Source organism: Pseudomonadota bacterium, from assembly GCA_013285445.1.
Taxonomy (GTDB): Bacteria; Pseudomonadota; Gammaproteobacteria; order Xanthomonadales; family Wenzhouxiangellaceae; genus Wenzhouxiangella.
The window spans coordinates 3434499-3453102 of the sequence record CP053448.1; the positions used below are offsets into that span (position 1 = coordinate 3434499).

The window sequence follows — 18604 nt, forward strand, 5'->3', positions numbered from 1 at the left end:
TGTCGGCCGCGCGTTGCGAATCAAGCCGGCTTCCAGCCCGAGTCGCGTTTACGCGCGTCGGCCACCAGCCGACCCAGCAGATCAAAATCGTCGATGCCGACCGTATACACGATCCACTCGCCGTGTCGATGGGTGCTGCGGGCCTGCTGAAAATACCAGCCGGCAATCGGGTTGCCGGCCCGCGCGCGCCAGTAGAGCGCGGGGAATCGCTGGCGCAGCGCCTGCCACAGCGCCGCACCCAGACCTTCGCCCTGGGCTTCGGGCGTGACCACGAACTTGTCGAGATACGGCACGCCGTCAACGCCGGTGGTGACCAGGGCAGCCGCCCGGCCGCTCTCGGCCCACAGCAGGCCGATCAGTTCGCGCCGGTCGAGCCAGTCGGGCCGCAGGCTGCGCCCGAAGCTCTCCTCAAGCAGAATCTGCAGCGGCTCAAGATGCCCGGACGAAACTGATTCAAGCCACTCGATGGCTTCACCGCGCCGGATGAGCGTGCCCGCACCGGTGTGCGTGAACAACTCACGGGTCAGATTGTCCGCCGAGGTGATCGAAACCGAGGTCTCCGGCGGCAGGCGTTCAAGCATCTCCCTGATCTGATGCAACTTCAGGCGCATGCCCGAATGCACCCAGTCCTGGGCCAGCAGATGATCGTAATCGGTGCGCAGGCTGATCGCAGAAATCACGCGCCCGCTGTGGTCGAGCAGGCCGCCGGTGCCGGTCAGGAAGATCACCTTGTGCGGCTCCACCGCCCAGACCAGCTCACGCGCCGCGATATCGGCATTGATGTTCATGACCTGGCCCGAAGGCGACTCACCCAGGCAGGCCACCACCGGCAGTGCTCCCGCGGCGATAGCGCTGCGCACCGGCTCAAGCTCGACGCGCCGGATTTCGCCGACCAGACCGAGACGCTCCCGGTCGGCCAGGCTGGCTTCAAACACGCCGTGCAGGATGCCGCGGGCCCGCACGCCACGCGCCTCCAGCGCATCGACCAGCGCGGCGTTGGCGCGATAGATCACCGGTCGTGCCACAGCCATGACGTCCTCGGTGGTCACGCGCAGGCCGTCGCGCTTTTCGATCGGCACACCGGCAGCTTCCATGGCCTCGTCAAGCTGCGGGCCGGCGCCGTGCAGCACGATGGGCGTGAGCCCCAGCCGGTGCAGGAAGGCGAGTGCCGCGGCCATCTCGCCAAGCTGGTCGCGCATGACCGCACCGCCGACCTTGACCACGGCGAAGCGCGATTCCTCGATGCGCGAGAACTGCTTGAGATACTGCCGGGCCTCCCGGCTGGAACCGAGCTGGCCGAGCAGTTCGATGACGGTGCGGCGAACTTCAGCCATATTCGACGATTCGCTGATAGAGATCCAATGCACGCTCGAGTTGTTCAAGCGCGACCCACTCATCGGCAGTGTGCGCCTGGGCGATATCGCCAGGGCCTAGCACCAGCGCGGGCATGCCGGCGGCCGAAAACAGTGAGGCCTCGGTCCAGAAGTCCACGGGCTCGCCCACAGGAATACGGTGGCGCTCGCAGAACGCCTGGGCCGGTGCTTCCTCCTGGCCCGCGGCCGGCAGGGGCGGGCCGGAAAAGGGCACATGCCAGCTGGCGTGCTCCTCGGCGCCACCCAGCCCGGACAGGTGGGCCAGCAGCGCCTCGTTGGACTGCCCCGGCCCCAGGCGGGCGGAATAATGCAGGTTCGCCTCGCCGGCGATCACGTTCGACTTGGTGCCCCCGGAGGCCAGCCCGACATTGAAACAGGTTGGCCGACCGGCTTCGGCCTCGGCCCGGCAGTACGCCAGCGCGGAGACCACCCAGGCCGCCATGCGGTGGATCGCGCTGTCGACCAGCGCCCGGCCCTCGGAGGAGTGCCCGGCCAGACCGGCGAACCGGCCCTTGACCGAAAGGAAGCCACGATGCGCAAGGACTGCCCGGCACTGCGTCGGCTCGCAGACGACCACCTGCGCGAAACAGCGGTGCGACGGGTCATCCAGAAAATGGCGCACGCAGCAGCCACCGGCGCCTTCCTCGTCCGAGGACAACAGAATGCCCATGGGCCGCGTCGTCGACTCGGCGATCCTCAGCAGCGCCGCGGCCGCGCCCTTGATATCGCACGCGCCACGGCCGTAAGCCTTGCCGTCCTCAACCGTCAATGCCAGGGGCGGCTTCGTCCAGCCCTCGCCGACCGGCACGGTATCGAGGTGGCAATTGAACAGCACCCCGGCCTCGCCACGTCGGGCGAAGAGGTTGATGTGGCCATCGCCGTAGTCAGCCATCTCCACTTCGAATCCGGCAGCCGACAGCACCTCACGGGCGTGCACGAACATGCCCGCCTCGGGTGTAATGTCCCGCGGCGGATTCTGGCTGTCGCACTCGACCAGCCGGGCCAGATGCTCTAGTAGTCGCTGGGGCATTAGCTTTCAAACCTGTCAAACGCCAAGACGCAAGCAATGGCAACAATAATAGAGTCGGGAACCATGGAAGACACGGAATCCACGGACAGAAAGAACCGGTTCAGAACATTCGCCACTAATCATCCTCTTTACCTTCCATGCATTTCGCGCTTTCCGTGGTTCGATCGTTTCTTTGCGTCTTTGCGTCTTTGCGTTTTCAGGATCTTCGGATCCGGGCCGCCAGGGTGGACGACTGGCCGATGAGCTTGACGAAACCTTCAGCCTCTTCCGGCGTCCACCCGGCCGACTGGGCATAGACGGCACCGGGGTCCTTGAGCAGGTAACGTGAGCCGACCGCCACGGCCTGGACGCTGCCGCCGTCGGTGGCCAGGCGCACGACGCCGGTCACGTACTCGTTGGCCGATGCCAGGTAGGCCTCGAGATCGCGCTTGTGTGGCTCGAAGAAGAAACCGGTGTAGACCAGTTCGGCCCAGCGCTGGGCAATGCTGGCATGAAACTGGTTCTGCAGTCGGGTGTTGACTGCCTCCCTGAGCGCGCGCTGTGCAACCATCAGACCATCGATGCCGGGGCACTCGAAAACGATGCGGCCTTTCAGTCCGATGGAGACATCCCCGGTATAGATGTGCCGTCCGATCCCGTAGGCGCCCAGGCGGCGGTTGAGCTCGGCCAGCAGTTCGGGCCCGTCCATCTTCTGATCGTCCAGGCTCACCGCTCGACCCGCCTGGAAACCGAGGGTCAGTTCACCCCTGCCCTCCGGCCACTCGTTTCGTGGACGGCACCAGACCCGGGTATCCTCGCCCGGCACACCGAACGCGTCGATCTCCTGTCCCGAGAGCGTTACGCCGAGCAGGTTCTCGTTGATCGAATAGCGGCTGGCCGATTCCGGCACCTCGACGCCAGCCTGTTTCATCAGTTCCAGCTCGTGGGCGCGGACGTTGCTGGTCTCACGCTGCAGATCGCGGATTGGCGCGTGGATGACGTACTCGCCAAGCGAGCGCACCGACTGATCGAATCGGAGCTGGTCGTTGCCCATGCCCGTGCAGCCGTGGGCAAAGTGCGTCGTGCCCAGCTCATCGGCCAGCTTCAGGCACTGCTCGACAATGACATAGCGGTCGGAACACAGCATCGGGTATTGCCCGAGCATGCGCGCATCCGCCCACAATAGCGGTACCACGAACCGGTCCCAGAGCTGTCGCGATGCGTCGAGCTCATGGTGCTCGGCCGCGCCCAGGGCGCGGGCCCGCTCGCCGATCCAGGCCTTCTGATCGGCATCGATGCCACCGGTGTCGACAAAAGCGGTATGCACTTCGAAGCCCTGCTCGATCAGGGCCAGCACGCAATAGCTGGTATCCAGCCCGCCGGAGAAGGCGAGTACGACCCGTTGACTCATAATCTGACTGTCCCGTTCATTCAATCGCTGATTCCAAAACAAAAAACCCGGCTTCTCGGGCCGGGTTTCGCGTGCATTCCTGTCTGGATGAAGCTCGAATCGACTAGTGCACACCCCGGCCCGAATAGCGGACACGACGAGGGCGTCGCGGCAGGCGGCCGGGACGCGGGCTATCGATGCCGGCGTGTGCGATGGCTTCGATCATCATGGGTGACAAGTTGCCACAGGTTGCCGGACAAAACAAGTAGGTCGGGGTTACATCCCCGACGGACGACATCTCGGATGTCATCACTCGTATCTGATGCGTGGGCCTAATCTGATCGGGCCGCCGGTGTTCTCGGGGCGCCTAACGCGTTGGGGCCTGGGGCTGGTTGGCACCACCGGTCACTTAGGTGGCCTCGACAAATCAAAGGCGTTTCGCCCGTTTCAGTTCGCTACACTGCCCCGACCTACGTTGCGTCGGCACGCCGCCAGGCTCCGCAGGTGCCGGAACGAAGGACGGAGCGCACTTGCGTTCAGCCCCTGCCGATCAATTCCGCCATCAACGCCTTCTGCACGTGCAGCCGATTCTCTGCCTCATCGAGTGCAACACAGTAATCAGCGTCCATCACGCCATCGGTGGCCTTGATGTTGCGCCTCAGCGGCAGACAATGACTGAAGCGGGCATGATTGGTGAGTGCCATCTTGGCCTCGTCGACAATGAAATGCCGGAACGGCTCGCGCAGCTTCGCCTCATCTTCCGGCCGACCGTAAAACGGCAGCGCGCCCCAGCTCTTGGCGTAGACGAAATCCGCACCGGAATAGGCCGCCTCGATGTCGGTGGTCACTTCCAGAGCACCGCCTGACTCACGCGCCTGCCGATCGGCGGCCTCCATGAACTGCGGGTCGAGCTGATAGGCCTCATCGGGAATCAGCATGCGGATGTTCATGCCGAACTTGCTGGCGATCAGTAAGGCGGAGTTGGCCACCGCAGTGTTGAGCGGGCGCGGATGCCAGGTCCAGGTCAGCACGAAAGTCTTGCCGTCGGGCCGGCCAAGATGATCCTGGATGGTACGCATCAGCGCCAGTTCCTGGCAGGGATGGACAATCGTTTCCATGTTGATCACCGGCACCGAGGCGTGCTGCGCCAGCGAGCGGATGACCCGGTCCTGGCGGTCTTCCTGCCAGTCCTTGAACAGCGGGAATGCCCGGATCGCAATGGCATCGCAGTAGCGCGACAGCACGCCGGCAACCTCGGCAATGTGCTCCTCGGCGCTACCGTCCATGACCGCGCCGGGCTTGAATTCGATGCCCCAGGCTCCTTTACCGGGCTCCAGCACCACGGCGTGCGCGCCGAGCTGAAACGCCCCGATCTCGAACGAGGCGCGTGTGCGCAAAGACGGGTTGAAAAACAGCAGGGCAATGTTGCGGCCGGCCAGCGGAGCACCGACCGTGTCACGCCGCATCCGATCAGCCCGGTCCAGGAGGGCCTGAAGCTGTTCGCGGCCCCAGTCGATCGTAGAGAGAAAATGCATCATTCCAGCGAGTCGGTCCATTCAGAAAGCAGGTGCGAAACCATAGCATCAATGCTCGATATCGGCGATTTCCAAACGGTTGCGACCCGCCTCTTTTGCCCGGTACAGCGCCTGATCCGCGCGGGCCAGCCAATGCTGTGGATCGGGTCGGGTCAGCGGCGCCGCCCCGATCGAGACCGTAACGGTTCCGCCCGGCCCGGCAAGCCGGTCTCGCAGCTCATCATGAAGCCGGCGCAAGGCGATAGCCAGCCCCTCTTGGTCAGTATCGGGCAGTAACAGCACAAACTCCTCACCCCCAAGGCGAAACACCTGATCCTGCTCTCGCAGGACCGCCCGGATAATGGCGACCAGTTGGATAAGGACCTGATCGCCGGCCTCGTGGCCGCAGCTGTCGTTGACCTGCTTGAAGTGATCGAGGTCGATCATCGCCAGGCCGGCAGGCCGCTGCTGTTTATGAAAGCGTTCCATGTGCGCTTCCAGTGCCGATCGAAGCGCCAGACGATTGCCGGCGCCGGTCAGCGGGTCGTGACGGGCAAGGCAGACCAACTGCCGATGCTGCAGTTCCGTCCGCCAGGCAAAGATCAGCCCGAAAACCGAAACCAGCACACCAGCAATCACGAAGCTTCCCAGCTCGACTGCTGAAGCGAACCGGTCCGTTTGCACCGCAACCCCAATCAGCGTGATTGCGCAGACACCCAGTGCATAATGTCGTCCGGCCAGCAGAAAGCTGGCCGAAAGCACGATAAACGCCCAGAATACACTGGCACCGGTCAATGTAAACAAGACCAGGAAACCAGCAGCCGAAATCATTGACGCAATATTGCCCACGAGCTCTACGCGCCCGCTCGACCAGCCATAGGCAAGCAGCCCCCCGAGCAAGACCATCAACAGACAGTCTCCCGCCGCGGTAATGAGCTGACCTTCGACGAGGCGAAATACGGCGAACGGGAAGATCCCGGCTATGGTGCCAACGCCAAAAAGAGTGATGATCGTGAGACGAACCTCGGCGCGCAACCGATCGATCACACCAGGCACACCTGAGCGGTAGCTGTCGTTTCTGGTTGCTGATCGCTGGCTTTTTGACGGCATCGTGTGCCTCTCGGCCTGACGCAGCTGCACATCGCGCTGGTGCCCAGCATGCCACAGCCAGACCGATCTATTCCACTGTCGCCCCTTGACCACGGCCTGGCAAGAAACGATGCTTATGGTTTATGCAGGATAAAGGACGAATACCATGGGTATTGAAGTTGCCGGTTTGCTGGGCCTGATCTGGCTGATCATTGTCATCTGGGCCATCATCAAAACAGCCCAGAGCCGAGCCGGAACCGCAGCCAAGGTGCTGTGGATTCTCTTTTTACTGTTCTTCCCCCTACTGGGTCTGATTGCCTGGCTCCTTCTGGGGCCGAAAGGCTGAAGCACGTCGCACGATGCGTAACCTCATCGATGAGCTAAAGCGCCGCAACGTGATCCGCGTGGTCATGGCCTACGCGGTGGCAGCCTGGGTCATCGTGCAGGCCGTTGACATGGCTGCTGACGCCTTCGACGCGCCCGTCTGGATCATGCAGATGACCCTGGCGCTGGCCTTCATCGGACTGATTCCGGCCATCCTTTTTTCCTGGATTTTCGAAATCACCCCGGAAGGCATCAGGCGCGAGCGCGACCTGGCTGCAAGCGAAGGCGTCCCCGGCCACACCTCACGCCGGCTGGACATCGCCGTCATTGTCCTGCTGCTGGTGGCCATCGGGCTGGTGCTGACCCCGCGTTTCTGGCAGCCCGGCCAGGCGTCAGGAACGGCGTCCCCGGCCAAGGTCATTGAGGCCGCCACGGATCAGCCGGTGTCCGGCACCCGGCCCTGGCAGCTGGATTCCATCGCCGTGCTGCCTTTTGCCGACTTCAGCGCAAGCCGCGACCAGGCCTGGCTGGGCGAGGGCATTGCCGAGACCCTGCTGCACGCCCTGGCCCAGATCGAGGGTTTGCGCGTCAGCGCCCGGACCTCTTCATTTGCCTACCGTGAGCGCGAAGCCGATATCGCCACCATCGGACGGGAGCTGAACGTGGCGACCGTGCTCGAAGGCAGCGTCCAGCGTGCCGGTGACCGTTTGCGCATCGTGGCCCAACTGGTGCGCACCGACACCCAGGAACACATCTTTTCGAAGACCTTCGATCGCAACGCTGACGACATCTTTGCCATCCAGGACGAAATCGCCACGGCTGTTGCGGAGTCGCTCAGCGGCTCGCTCGCGATTGATCAGCCCGAGCTGGCGCGCACGAAAACCGATGTCTACGATCTGTATCTGGAAGGCCGCCGACTGTGGCAGGAACGCACGCCCGAATCAGTCAACACAGCAGTGAGCTTGCTGACCGATGCCGTCAATCTCGACCCGGAATACACGCCGGCCCAGGCCGAGCTGGCCACCGCCTTGCTGTTCCAGGTGCTCTACGCCGATGCCAGCCTGGAAGACAGCCGCGAGGCCATCGAACAACATATCCGGCGGGCCCTGGCCCAGGACCCGGACCAGGCGCAGGCCTGGGCCGTGCGCGGCCTGTTGCTGCAGGAACTGGAATTGTTCGACCAGTCCCAGGACGCGCTGGAAAAAGCCGTCGCTCTGAGTCCAAACGACGCCAACATCCGGGTCTGGATCGCCAATCGTTACAGTAATCTGGGCCGGTTCAATCGTGCCGCCGGGCATTTTGAACACGCCCTCGCGCTCGATCCGCTCAACGCCTTCGTGCGCGAGCGCTACACCACGGTGCTGGCCATCGTCGACCCCTACGATTCGCGCATCGAGCAGGTCGCCCGGGATTCGGTTCGCCTGTTTCCCGACCAGGTGCGCAGCTGGCGCGGCTTGATCAATGTGCTCGGCAATCAGGGCCGCAACGACGAGCTGATTCTCACCTCGCTGGAAGCGGTCCGACAGCATCCCGACGCGGTTGAATTCGTCTGGCGCATCGCTGGCGCCCTGTCCACCTTGCGAGCCTACGACGCGGCCGATCGCTGGATCGAGCGGGCTTACCGCATCGATCCGGAGGCTCAAGGGTGGCCACAGATCATGATCGGACGCGATCCAGAGGAATTTCTGCGCATGGCCCGCCTAGGGTATGAGCAATGGGGCCTGAACGCGCTGCCGCCCTTGCTGACGGCGCTGCGTCAAAATGGGCTGCTTGACGAGGCCTGGCGACTGGCACGCGACGAGTTCGAGAAACTGGTCATCCTGGAGCGAGACGGCCAGGCCACGCTCGACCACTTCAACATGATGTTTGACAATCTCTGGCTGGCCCGAAAGCTCGGCAGCGAAGCCGATGTCCAGGCCCGCCTTGAAATGATTGAGACTTTGCTGGAGCGAGTTCGCGAGGGGGGATTGCCCGACAGCAATATCGGCCCGGACTTCATGCTGGCGATGGTCACCGGTGACGTGGAACGCGCAATCGCTCTATTGCCGGAAATCGACCCGGGCAACCAGGACTATCTGGCCCTGATGATCGAATTCGATCCGATCTTCGAGCCCCTGCGCGGCCGGCCGGCTGTGGACGCATTTCTGGCCCGGGTCGGCGCGCGCCATCAGCGCCAGCTCGAACGCCTGCGCAATGAAGCGCCGCCGGAGCTGTTCGACCCGACCGTGCTGGATACAAGCGAAACCTGAATCGCTCAGTCCAGGCGCAAACGGCAAAACTTGCGCTTTCCGACCTGCAGCACGCCGTGAAAGCCGGCCGATAATATCAGTGCGCGATCCTCGATCCGCTCGCCGTCGATCCTGACCGCGCCCTGCCTGATCATGCGGAAGGCCTCGGAATTGGACGCGGTCAGCCCGCAGGCGGTCAGGGCGTGGGCGATGCCAAGGCCATCCGCGCCGGCCGGCAGGGTCTTTTCGGGCATGTCTTCGGGCATCTCGCCCTGGCGGAAACGGGCGATGAAGTTGTCGCGGGCCTTCTTGCCGGCCCCGGCACCATTGAAACGGTCGACGATCTCGATACCGAGCTCGAACTTGACGTCGCGCGGATTGCCCCCTTCATCGACGGCGCGCTTGAACGCGTCGATTTCGTCGGTCGTGCGAAAGCTCAGCAGCTCGAACCAGCGCCACATCAGCTCGTCGGAGATGCTCATGATCTTGCCGAACATGTCGTCGGCCGGCTCGTTGATGCCGATGTAGTTGCCCAGCGACTTCGACATCTTGTGGACGCCGTCGGTGCCTTCGAGCAGAGGCCAGGTCATGATGATCTGGGGCTTCTGGCCGGCCTGGGACTGGAGCTGACGACCGACGAGCAGATTGAACTTCTGGTCGGTGCCGCCCATTTCGATATCGGCCTTGAGCGCGACAGAGTCGTGGCCCTGGACCAGCGGATAGAGAAACTCGTGGATCGCGATCGGCTGTCCAGCCCGGTAGCGTGTTTCGAAGTCGTCGCGCTCGAGCATGCGTGCCACGGTGTGCTGCGAGGCCAGGCGGATCATATCGGCAGCGCTCATCTTGCCAAACCACTCCGAGTTGAAGCGCAGCTCGGTGCGCTCGCGGTCGAGGATCCTGAATACCTGGTCGGCATAGGTCCTGGCATTGGCGCGCACATCGGCTTCAGTGAGCGGCTTGCGGGTGACGTTCTTGCCGGTTGGATCGCCGATCATGCCGGTGAAATCGCCGATCAGGAAGATCACCACATGGCCGGCGTCCTGAAAGCGGCGCATGGCGTTGAGGATGACCGTATGGCCGAGATGCAGGTCCGGCGCCGTCGGGTCGAAACCGACCTTCACGCGCAGCGGCCGCCCGCCCGCCAGCTGTTGCTCCAGCTCGGACGCCTGAATGATTTCAGCGGCGCCGCGCAGCAGCTCAGGGATTTCGTTCACGTCATTCATCGGCTTATCGATCGATTGATGGCACCGGACTCAACGCGCGACCGACCTCGATCGATCAGCGCCGGCAGCCCGACGGGGCCATTCGGGAATTGACTTTACTGTGCCTGTGTCGTTAATGTTAACGGGTTTTTGAGCGCCAAATCGTCGTGCATGACAAGAAAAACCATGGCTACGCCCCGGCGCACGCGCTGGCGCAGGCTGCCCACAACCGTTCGCGAGCACCTGATACGGCTGACGCTGCTGGCCGGTCGTAACATCCGTGATGCCATGCACGCGCACCCGCGCCTGGGCTTGGCCGGCCTGGCGCTGATCGCAACCGGTGTCACTGCGGCCGTGCTGTCTTCTGCGCCGGACCCGGCCGTCATGCGCACCACCCCGATCACGCTACCCGAGCGCGCGGACTTCGTCGATGGCGCCACGCCGGCGACGGCGGCACCGCCCGGCATCATCGAGGCCGTATCTGAAACCACGCACCAGCCCACCGGCGACAGCAACCGCTGGCAGATTGTCGAGATTCGGAGCGGCCAGACGCTGGAACAGGTATTTCGTCAGCTTGGGCTGAGTGCCCGGCTGCTGCACGAAGTCGTCAACGTCAACGAGCAGACCCGCGGGCTGGCGCAAATCCGGCCCGGAGACCGATTCGCTTTCGATATTGATCCGGAGTCCGGCTTCAGGGCCATGCGCGCCGAGCTTGACGAAGCCGCCTGGCTGTTCGTCGAGCGCCAGGGTGACCTGTTAAGCAGCCGCACTGAACCCCGGCATCTCGAGCGCCGCATTGTCGAGGCCAGCGGCGTCATTACGACGTCCCTCTACCACGCTGCCCGGCAGGCGGGACTGTCGGACAACATGACCATGCGCCTGGCGACGATCTTCGGCTGGGACATCGACTTCGCGCTCGACATTCGCACGGGCGATCACTTTGCCCTGATCTATGAAGAAGTCTGGCGCGACGGTGAACGACTGCGTGACGGCGACATACTGGCCGCGCGTTTCGTCAACCGCGGCGACAGCTTCGAGGCCGTCCGATTCGACGCCGGCAACGGTGCCGACTACTTCGCGCCCGACGGGCGTCCAATGCGCAAGGCATTTCTGCGAACGCCTCTGAACTTCAGCAGAGTCAGCTCCAATTTCAATCCACGGCGCCTGCACCCGGTCACCCGTCGGGTGCGGCCGCACAACGGCACCGACTACGCCGCACCGACCGGCACGCCGGTCTGGGCAGCCGGAGACGGCAAGGTCGTCGAGGCCGGCTACACCGCCACCAACGGCAATTACGTCTTTATCCAGCACGGCAACAGCATCGTTACCCGCTACCTTCATCTGTCGCGCAAGCACGTCAAGCGCGGCGAGCGGGTCCGTCAGGGCCAGACCATCGGCCGGGTCGGCGCCACCGGTTTGGCGACGGGGCCCCACTTGCACTACGAATTCGTAGTCAACGGCGTGCACCGCAATCCGCGCACGATCGACCTGCCGCCGGCCGATCCGCTGCCGGGCGATCTGCTGGACGAATTCGGCCGGCTTGGCCGACCGCTGCTGGCCCGGCTCGACAGTCTGGCGCCGTCCGATCGCCTGCTGGCCGCCACGCTCAGCGGCGGCTGCGAAACCGGCGGGCAGAGCTGCTGATTCGATCATACGGTGCCAATGCCTGAGCGCAGCGCCGACGATGCAGCCTTCATCGGCCTGATTTCTGGCACCAGCATGGACGGCATCGATGCCGTGGTCGTGCGGTTTGGCACTGTCCGCCTGCAGGTCCTGGCCGCGGCCACGCTGCCGTTCGACGACCCCCTCAAGGACACGCTTCGCGCCCTGCAGCGCGCCCCTGAACGGCTGCCCCTGGCCGCAGTGGCGACCCTTGATGCCCGCCTGGGCGAGGCATTTGCCGCTGCCGCGCTTGAGATCATCGCGCTGGCCGGGCTGACGCCAGACTTGATCGCGGCGATCGGCAGCCACGGCCAGACCCTGCTGCATCAGCCCGGGCAGGACTGGGCCACCTCGGTGCAGGCTGGCGACCCGACCCGTATCGCCGAACGCACCGGAATCATCACCGTCAGCGATTTCCGCCGCGCCGACATGGCCGCCGGCGGCCAGGGCGCGCCGCTGGCGCCGTTGCTGCATCGGGCCATGCTGGCCAGCCCCGACGAGCAGCGCCTGGTCGTCAACCTCGGCGGCATCGCCAACCTGACTGTGCTCGAGCCCGACGGCTCGGTGCGCGGCTTCGACACCGGCCCGGCCAACTGCCTGCTCGATGAGTGGTACCGGCGCCATCATTCGGACACGGGCTTTGATCGCGACGGTCGCTGGGCCACCGGGGGGCGGGTCGATCACGCCTGGCTGGCGCTGCTGCGCCGGGACGCTTACCTGGACCGCGATCCGCCCAAGAGCACCGGGATCGAGTACTTCAGCCCGGCCTGGCTCGACCGACATCTGCCGGCCTGGGCCGGGTCCCGACCCGCCGATATCCAGGCGACGCTGGCCGAACTGACTGCATCCAGCCTGGCCGATGCAGTCCACCGGCACGCCAGTCGCGGGCCGGCCCGTGTGCTGGCGTGCGGCGGCGGGGTTCACAACCGCCACCTGATGGATCGACTGACTCGTCTGGTTGAGCCGTTGGGGCTGGAAACCACCGCCGGTTACGGCCTGGACCCGGACTATGTCGAGGCCATCCTGTTTGCCTGGCTGGCCTGCCAGCGGCTCAGCCAGCAACGCCTGGACACCGGTCCGATCACCGGCGCCAGGCACAGCATCCTGGCCGGTGCGCTCAATCAGCCCTGAAGGAGGCAACCGCAGCCCCCGCCAGGTCACCGCAGCTGCCTCCGGGGCCTGCCGTTTCGACGTAACACCCTGATATAGCCGGCCCTGTTTGCACTGGTCATGGTTGGTCATGCGCCGGTCATGACTGACATCAGCGCCCGCTGCAGACTCCACGGCACGTTCATTGATCGTGTTCGAATCATGCCGCAGCACAACGAGTATGGCCTTCCCGAAGAAAGCATTCGGCCCGACAGGGGTGAGATTGACGGCAACCGGGGCCAGTCATCATGAATGCCTTGCCTGACCCGACAGGTGCTGTTGCCAGTGCGTTGAGCCGGCGGGGCCGGCGCGTGCTCGGCACGATCATGACCGGCTTGTTGCTCAGCGCTGCCGCGCCGGCAGCCATCCCGACCGATGAGCCGGTTTCAGGCGGCTGCGTGTCGGTGTGGGTATCGACAGCGCCCGGGGATTTCAACACCCTGCATGACGCCGTGGATCACGTCAATAGCGTCGGCTGCACATCCGGGGGGCTCAACGAGATTCAGATCGATTACAGCACGCATGCGGTGGTTTCCTTTTCCTCACCGATTCCGCCCCTGACGCGTCCGACCTATATCGGAACCCCACCGGATCAGACCGGTGTGCCTCGGGTGATCCTGCGCGCCAACGACAACACGCAGCTGACCTCAACGGCCGCCCTGATTGCCCAAACCCGGGTCGAGATCCAGAACCTGGACATCCAGGGCCAGGCCAGCCGTGACTTCGGCGCCGGCATCCTGTTGACCAGCGATGCAGACGGTTCGCGCATTCGCGGTGTCCGCGTCAGCCGAACGCGCAACGTCGGCATCAGTTTGAGCGGCGTCAGTAATGTCCGGATCGAATCATCGCCCGATTTCCCGACCGTAGTGGTCGAGGCCGGATTTGGCAGCGCAACGACTCCACTCTACAAACCCGGGATCGGACTGAGCAGCGCCAATGATGTGACCATCGATGGCGCGCGACTGGGCATCGACGACGACGGTAGTCCGGCCGGCAACTGCAGCTACGGTGTCGAGATCGACAGCAGCATGCTGGTCACCCTGGGCGCCGGCGTCAACCAACAAGACCGGCGAAATATCATCGGCGACAACGGGTACGGAGGGGTGCACATCGTCGACAGCTCGGTCGTCAACATCCATGGCAACTATATTGGTCTGGGCCCGGACGGCGTGGCGCCCGTCGGCAACGGCCTGGACACAAACTGCCTGGGCGGGCTTCAAAGCCTGTCCCGTGGTGGCGTGGTCGTGCGGGACTCCAACTTTATATCACTTGGCAGCACGCTGTTTGCCCATGGCAGTTACATCACGGCCAACCACACCGGCGTCAATCTGATCAACGCGCAGCGCGTGACTTTCCTGCGCAACCAGATCGGCCGCCGCCCCAACGGTTCTATCCTGGCCAATTCCGGCAGCAGCATCCTCATCACCGGCACTTCCGGACAAAGTGATATCGACCGCGTCCTGATCGGCACCACCGACAGCATTGACCGTCGCAATGTGATCGTCGGTGACGGCAGCAACGATCACGGCATCCGGATCTATCCCTCGGTTGGCCGGGTGGAGATACATTCCAATTCAATCTACGGTCATGGCCTCAACCCCATCGATCGCGGCATCCCGCCTTATCCGCCGGTGCTGACCGTGGCCGATCCCGGCAGCGGCCAGATCGCCGGCACGCTGATCCCGGACCCCAACCCGGGCCGGGTGGATCTTTTTGCTGATCTGGCCGGTCATTCACAGGCACGCTATTTTCTCGGTTCGATCGACGTGCCAGCCTCGGCCGGATCGTTTTCGACCACCATCAACAGCACCCATTTCCAGAACGGCCGGCCGATTACCGCGATCTTCACCACGGATTCCGGACCCGGCAGCTCACGCCTGAGCGAGCCGCTGATTGCCGAAACAGTACCGCTGGAAGACGAGATATTTCAGGACAGTTTTTAATGAGATCGAGGAGCATGAAAGTGAAAGTCATGATCGTTGTGAGTCTGATCGTCGCACTCAGTGGCACAGTGCTGGCCGACAACGGCTCGCTGGACGGCGGTTTCGGCAATAGCGGATTCACCCTGGTGCCTTTTGATCAGGGCGGGCAGAACACCGACCAGGCCTTTGCCATGGCGCTGCAGGGTGACGGGCGCATCGTGATTGCCGGATCGGCCCACGTCGCCGGCAGCAGTCCAATCGCGCCGGCCGGCGGTGAAATGACGTTCCAGGCTTTTGCCGTGACCCGCTTGCTGGCCGACGGCGGCATCGATACCGGCTTCGGCCTGAACGGCCGGCAGACGGTTAACTTCGATCTCGACGGCACGGCCGATCAGGCCGGGGCGGTGGCCATAGACGACCAGGGCCGGATTCTGGTGGCCGGGACGGCGCAAAGCGACGAGAATGACCCCCTTTCCTTCTGGGGCGTGGCCCGGCTAACCCCAAACGGAGCGCTGGATTCGGGTTTCGGCCCCGATGGACGGGTGACCTTCGCGGTCGATGAAAACGGCCTGGGCGGCTTCACGCTGCTCAACGACCTGCTGATTCAACCCGATGGCCGTATCGTGCTGGTTGGCGCAGTGCTGGTTGAGCTGGAAGTCGATCAACAGATCCTGGCGGTCGCCGCCCGCCTCAACCCCGACGGCAGCCTCGATACGGGTTTTGCCGATCAGGGCATTGCGCGCTTCAGTGCACTTCCCGGGAGCGTTCCGGAAACGCTGGCCATGGCCGTGTCGTTGACCGACGAGGGGAAGATTCTGGTCGCCGGTAGCGTTACAGTCGACGTCTCGGGCGACAGCAACACGGACCTGTTTGTCACACGACTGCTGGCCGATGGCAGCATCGACAGCACCTTTGCCGACAGCGGCACGAGCCGCGTGGCCATCGATCAGGGCGGCGACGGGGAAGATTTCGCCTACGCGATGCAGCGAGATGCCGCCGGCCGCATCCTGCTGGCCGGCTCGGCCCGGTCCGACGGGTTAAACCAGGATATGGTGGCGGTACGTCTGCTCGGCGATGGTTCACCGGATACGACGTTCGGCCCAGGAGGCACCGGGCATGTGCTGGTGGCCTTCGACCTGGGCGAAAACCTCCGCGACGAAGCAGTTGACTGCGCGCTCGACGATCAGGGCCGAATCTACCTGGCCGGCCAGGCGGCCCGGTCCAGTGGGGCCGATGCCGGCATCGTCCGGCTGACGCCTGGTGGCTTGCCGGATCCCGCCTTCGGCAACGCCGGTCGGGTGCACTACGGACTGGCGGGCATCAGCGATGAAACGGGCGCCGCGATCGCAATTACCCGGCACGGCCAGGCGATTATCGCCGGCAGCGCCAAGGTGGCTGAGCCCGACAATCAGGACATGCTGGCGATGCGGCTGGCCGGCGAACGGATCTTTGGCGATCGCTTCGAGCAGCTGCCCTGATCGGCCCGGAAACTATCGGGTTGAGGATCGTTGCTGGTGCAGGCGCTCATCGAGCGCCAGTGTGCGGAAATGCTCCGGGCTCCAGCGCTGCGCAATGCGAACGAACCGCTCGGCGCTGGACGCATCGTTGCGCGCCAGGGCGCGCCGTGCCAGCCGCAGGGCAACGGCGGCTTCCTGGTCCACCGAACCGAGCTGACGCGCGCGCTTGAGCGCGTCGGTCAGCAGCTCTTCGGCCTGCTCGTCGCGCCGGGCCAGTTCGGCCTGCCGGGCCAGGATCATCTGAAAACGGATCTGGTGGACCGGATTGGCAAGCGCGGGATGATCTTTCAGACTGGTCAGGACGGTGCCACTGTCGCCGGTCTGGCCCAGCATCTGCATGATCTCGACCGCGCTGAGCCGGGCGGTGAATGCCTCCTGTGCCTCGCCCAGGGCCTCGAACCGCTGCCTGGCCTGCTCGATGCGCGCGAGCAGTTCCGGCGCGACCTGGCCCGATGCAATACCGAGCCGGGCGCGCACTTCGTCGGTCCAGGCCAGGCCGATTTCATCATTGCTTTCTGCCGCAATGGCCCCGGCCTGATCGAGCAGCGCCGCCGCTTCGGCAAAGCGGCCCTGTCGCATGCGCACCTCGGCCAGTTCCTCGAGATTGTCGAAGCGGTCGAACGGGCGGTTGTCGACCCCGGAACGCTCAAGATTGGTTTCGAGACGTTGGCTGGCCCGGGCCAGCTGTCCGAGGCGTCGTTCGATTCGGGCAATCCCGTATTCCGATGCGGCAGTCAACTCGTCGACCCCGATCTGTTCACGCAGCGCCAGGGCTTCCAGATGAAATTCCCGGGCCTGGAGCAGGCGCCCGAAATCCTCGGCCAGATAACCCAGATTGGTCAGGACCATGCTCAGAAAGTAGGGAGAGTCCGACCCACGCAACAGGCGCTCGGCATCCAGCGCCGTTTCCCAGGCCACCGAGTACCGGTTACGGGACTGTTGAACGAAAGCCAGGCTGTTGAGAATGCGGCCACGCAACAGCGGTTCGTGATGGGGCTCGATCAGCGCCAGAGCTTCTTCGAGGAAGGCCTCGGCGGCACGGGTATTGCCGTAGAACCACAGCTCGGTCCCCAGCTCATGCGCCAGCCAGGCGCGCGCGATCGGCTCAGCATCGGGGATCTGGTCGATCAGTTCCTGGTAGCCGTCCAGAGCCTCACCGGCCTGATTGGCCGGATCGAAGCGCGCCTTGGCCAGGGCGACCTGCAGCAAAGCGCTGTCCGGCTGTCGGGTCAGCGCCGCGTCGAGCAGTTTGGCCGCCGCCACGCGCTGTTCGCTGGCAATGGCCTGCATTGCCCGGGTGTAGAGCTCCACGGCCAGTGGATCGTCAAGTACGGTTTTGTGCGCGACCCGAACCGGGAAGCTGCCGCGGGTTGTCGCATTCCTGACCTGGTCGACCAGCTGGCGGACCAGCAGACCCGGATCGGGACCCGTCAGGTCACCGCTGCGCAAATCAGAGTCTTGTCCAGGTTGGCGCAATTGCCAGAACAAGCTGAAGCGACCATCGATTCGGTCAAGCCGCATGGTCAGATACAGATCGGCGCCGGCGCCCCGCGCCCGCTGGCCCGGGGGCAGTTCAAGCAGCTCGGGAACCGCTGCCGATCCGAGTATTTCCATGGCAGGATGGTCCCGCAGAAGCGCTTCAACGGTGGCCGGCAGCCCCTCGACCAGCCATTGCCACTCTTCATCAATACCGGCAAGGCCTTCAAGCGGCTCGATCAGCAGGCGCCATGCAGGCGCTTTGGCGGCAACGGTCGATGGTGTGTGCCCGGGGCGCCACACAACGCCGAGAACGACCAGCACCGCAACGATGAGAAACCCAGCCAGCACAGGGGCGAGGCGGGGCCACGTCCAGCCGCCGTCCGGTGGCCGGGGCTGGCAAACGTCGACCTGCACGGACGGCAGAAACTCGAAACCACGGCCGTGAACCGTTCGAATGATGGACTGGCGGCGGCCGCTGTCGCCCAGTGCCTTGCGCAGGCGGCGAACCGCCTGGGTGATCGCCGAATCGGTCAGACAGCTGTGTCCCCAGGCCCCTTTCAGCAGTTCGTCCTTGCCGACAACCCGACCGGGATTGCGCACCAGATACAACAGCAGATCAAAGGTCTGGCCCTGAAGGAACACCGGCGTCGCCGAGTCAAGCAACAGGCGCTGGTCTGGATCGAGAGTCCAGTGACCAAACCGGTATTGAACGCGCGCGTGCGGTGGGGCGTCACCCATGGCGGAAG

The 18604-nt window shown here is 64.3% G+C and carries 14 protein-coding genes; 7 read left to right on the plus strand and 7 right to left on the minus strand.

Going from position 1 to position 18604, the window contains the following annotated elements; genetic code table 11:
* Positions 1-20: 20 nt before the first annotated feature.
* The 5 genes from HND55_15145 to HND55_15165 form a co-directional block, all read right to left on the minus strand.
* The gene (locus tag HND55_15145; protein QKK03869.1) at positions 21-1334 is read right to left on the minus strand and encodes an acetylglutamate kinase; all 1314 of its coding nucleotides are present in this window, start codon (positions 1332-1334) and stop codon (positions 21-23) included.
* The gene (locus HND55_15150) at positions 1327-2403 is read right to left on the minus strand and encodes an acetylornithine deacetylase (GenBank protein QKK03870.1); all 1077 of its coding nucleotides are present in this window, start codon (positions 2401-2403) and stop codon (positions 1327-1329) included. The genes HND55_15145 and HND55_15150 overlap by 8 nt, the downstream gene beginning before the upstream one ends.
* 196 nt (positions 2404-2599) lie before the next feature.
* Positions 2600-3793, minus strand: a complete 1194-nt coding sequence (locus HND55_15155; GenBank protein ID QKK03871.1) for an argininosuccinate synthase — start codon at positions 3791-3793, stop codon at positions 2600-2602.
* Positions 3794-4308: 515 nt separating this feature from the next.
* Entirely contained in the window at positions 4309-5310 is a 1002-nt protein-coding gene (locus HND55_15160) for an N-acetylornithine carbamoyltransferase (protein ID QKK03872.1), read from the minus strand.
* Positions 5311-5355: 45 nt separating this feature from the next.
* Positions 5356-6396 carry a GGDEF domain-containing protein gene (locus HND55_15165; GenBank protein QKK03873.1) on the minus strand — a complete coding sequence of 347 codons (1041 nt, stop codon included), beginning with the start codon at positions 6394-6396 and terminating at the stop codon, positions 5356-5358.
* A gap of 145 nt (positions 6397-6541) precedes the next feature.
* Between HND55_15165 and HND55_15170 the strand changes: the two genes are divergently transcribed.
* Together HND55_15170 and HND55_15175 are read left to right on the plus strand one after the other, a co-directional pair.
* Positions 6542-6721, plus strand: a complete 180-nt coding sequence (locus tag HND55_15170) for a hypothetical protein (protein ID QKK03874.1) — start codon at positions 6542-6544, stop codon at positions 6719-6721.
* Between the two features lie 13 nt (positions 6722-6734).
* Positions 6735-8948, plus strand: coding sequence for a hypothetical protein (locus tag HND55_15175; protein QKK03875.1), 2214 nt, complete (start codon positions 6735-6737; stop codon positions 8946-8948).
* 5 nt (positions 8949-8953) lie between these two features.
* Here the strand turns inward: HND55_15175 and HND55_15180 are convergent, their stop codons facing one another.
* Complete coding sequence (locus tag HND55_15180; protein ID QKK03876.1) at positions 8954-10150, minus strand: tyrosine--tRNA ligase; 1197 nt, start codon at positions 10148-10150, stop codon at positions 8954-8956.
* Between the two features lie 678 nt (positions 10151-10828).
* On the opposite strand from HND55_15180, the gene HND55_15185 reads away from it, so the two are divergent.
* The 5 genes from HND55_15185 (at position 10829) to HND55_15205 (ending at position 16340) form a co-directional block, all read left to right on the plus strand.
* The gene (locus tag HND55_15185; GenBank protein ID QKK04149.1) at positions 10829-11773 is read left to right on the plus strand and encodes a peptidoglycan DD-metalloendopeptidase family protein; all 945 of its coding nucleotides are present in this window, start codon (positions 10829-10831) and stop codon (positions 11771-11773) included.
* Positions 11774-11791: 18 nt separating this feature from the next.
* On the plus strand, positions 11792-12922 hold the full coding sequence (locus tag HND55_15190) for an anhydro-N-acetylmuramic acid kinase (protein QKK03877.1): 1131 nt from the start codon (positions 11792-11794) through the stop codon (positions 12920-12922).
* A gap of 120 nt (positions 12923-13042) precedes the next feature.
* Positions 13043-13192, plus strand: coding sequence for a hypothetical protein (locus tag HND55_15195; protein QKK03878.1), 150 nt, complete (start codon positions 13043-13045; stop codon positions 13190-13192).
* Complete coding sequence (locus tag HND55_15200) at positions 13189-14883, plus strand: right-handed parallel beta-helix repeat-containing protein (GenBank protein QKK03879.1); 1695 nt, start codon at positions 13189-13191, stop codon at positions 14881-14883. The genes HND55_15195 and HND55_15200 overlap by 4 nt, the downstream gene beginning before the upstream one ends.
* Before the next feature lie 14 nt (positions 14884-14897).
* Positions 14898-16340 (plus strand): hypothetical protein, encoded by a 1443-nt coding sequence (locus HND55_15205; protein ID QKK03880.1) that lies wholly within the window; start codon positions 14898-14900, stop codon positions 16338-16340.
* 12 nt (positions 16341-16352) lie between these two features.
* Here the strand turns inward: HND55_15205 and HND55_15210 are convergent, their stop codons facing one another.
* Positions 16353-18596: a hypothetical protein gene (locus HND55_15210; protein QKK03881.1), complete on the minus strand. Its 2244-nt coding sequence runs from the start codon at positions 18594-18596 to the stop codon at positions 16353-16355.
* Positions 18597-18604: the final 8 nt, after the last annotated feature.

Excerpts from the sequence above, each read along its gene's own strand:
- HND55_15145 (QKK03869.1), bottom strand. The coding sequence starts at position 1,334 with ATGGCTGAAGTTCGCCGCACCGTCATCGAACTGCTCGGCCAGCTCGGT.
- HND55_15150 (QKK03870.1), bottom strand. The coding sequence starts at position 2,403 with ATGCCCCAGCGACTACTAGAGCATCTGGCCCGGCTGGTCGAGTGCGAC.
- HND55_15155 (QKK03871.1), bottom strand. The coding sequence starts at position 3,793 with ATGAGTCAACGGGTCGTACTCGCCTTCTCCGGCGGGCTGGATACCAGC.
- HND55_15160 (QKK03872.1), bottom strand. The coding sequence starts at position 5,310 with ATGATGCATTTTCTCTCTACGATCGACTGGGGCCGCGAACAGCTTCAG.
- HND55_15165 (QKK03873.1), bottom strand. The coding sequence starts at position 6,396 with ATGCCGTCAAAAAGCCAGCGATCAGCAACCAGAAACGACAGCTACCGC.
- HND55_15170 (QKK03874.1), top strand. The coding sequence starts at position 6,542 with ATGGGTATTGAAGTTGCCGGTTTGCTGGGCCTGATCTGGCTGATCATT.
- HND55_15175 (QKK03875.1), top strand. The coding sequence starts at position 6,735 with ATGCGTAACCTCATCGATGAGCTAAAGCGCCGCAACGTGATCCGCGTG.
- HND55_15180 (QKK03876.1), bottom strand. The coding sequence starts at position 10,150 with ATGAATGACGTGAACGAAATCCCTGAGCTGCTGCGCGGCGCCGCTGAA.
- HND55_15185 (QKK04149.1), top strand. The coding sequence starts at position 10,829 with ATGCGCGCCGAGCTTGACGAAGCCGCCTGGCTGTTCGTCGAGCGCCAG.
- HND55_15190 (QKK03877.1), top strand. The coding sequence starts at position 11,792 with ATGCCTGAGCGCAGCGCCGACGATGCAGCCTTCATCGGCCTGATTTCT.
- HND55_15195 (QKK03878.1), top strand. The coding sequence starts at position 13,043 with ATGACTGACATCAGCGCCCGCTGCAGACTCCACGGCACGTTCATTGAT.
- HND55_15200 (QKK03879.1), top strand. The coding sequence starts at position 13,189 with ATGAATGCCTTGCCTGACCCGACAGGTGCTGTTGCCAGTGCGTTGAGC.
- HND55_15205 (QKK03880.1), top strand. The coding sequence starts at position 14,898 with ATGAAAGTGAAAGTCATGATCGTTGTGAGTCTGATCGTCGCACTCAGT.
- HND55_15210 (QKK03881.1), bottom strand. The coding sequence starts at position 18,596 with ATGGGTGACGCCCCACCGCACGCGCGCGTTCAATACCGGTTTGGTCAC.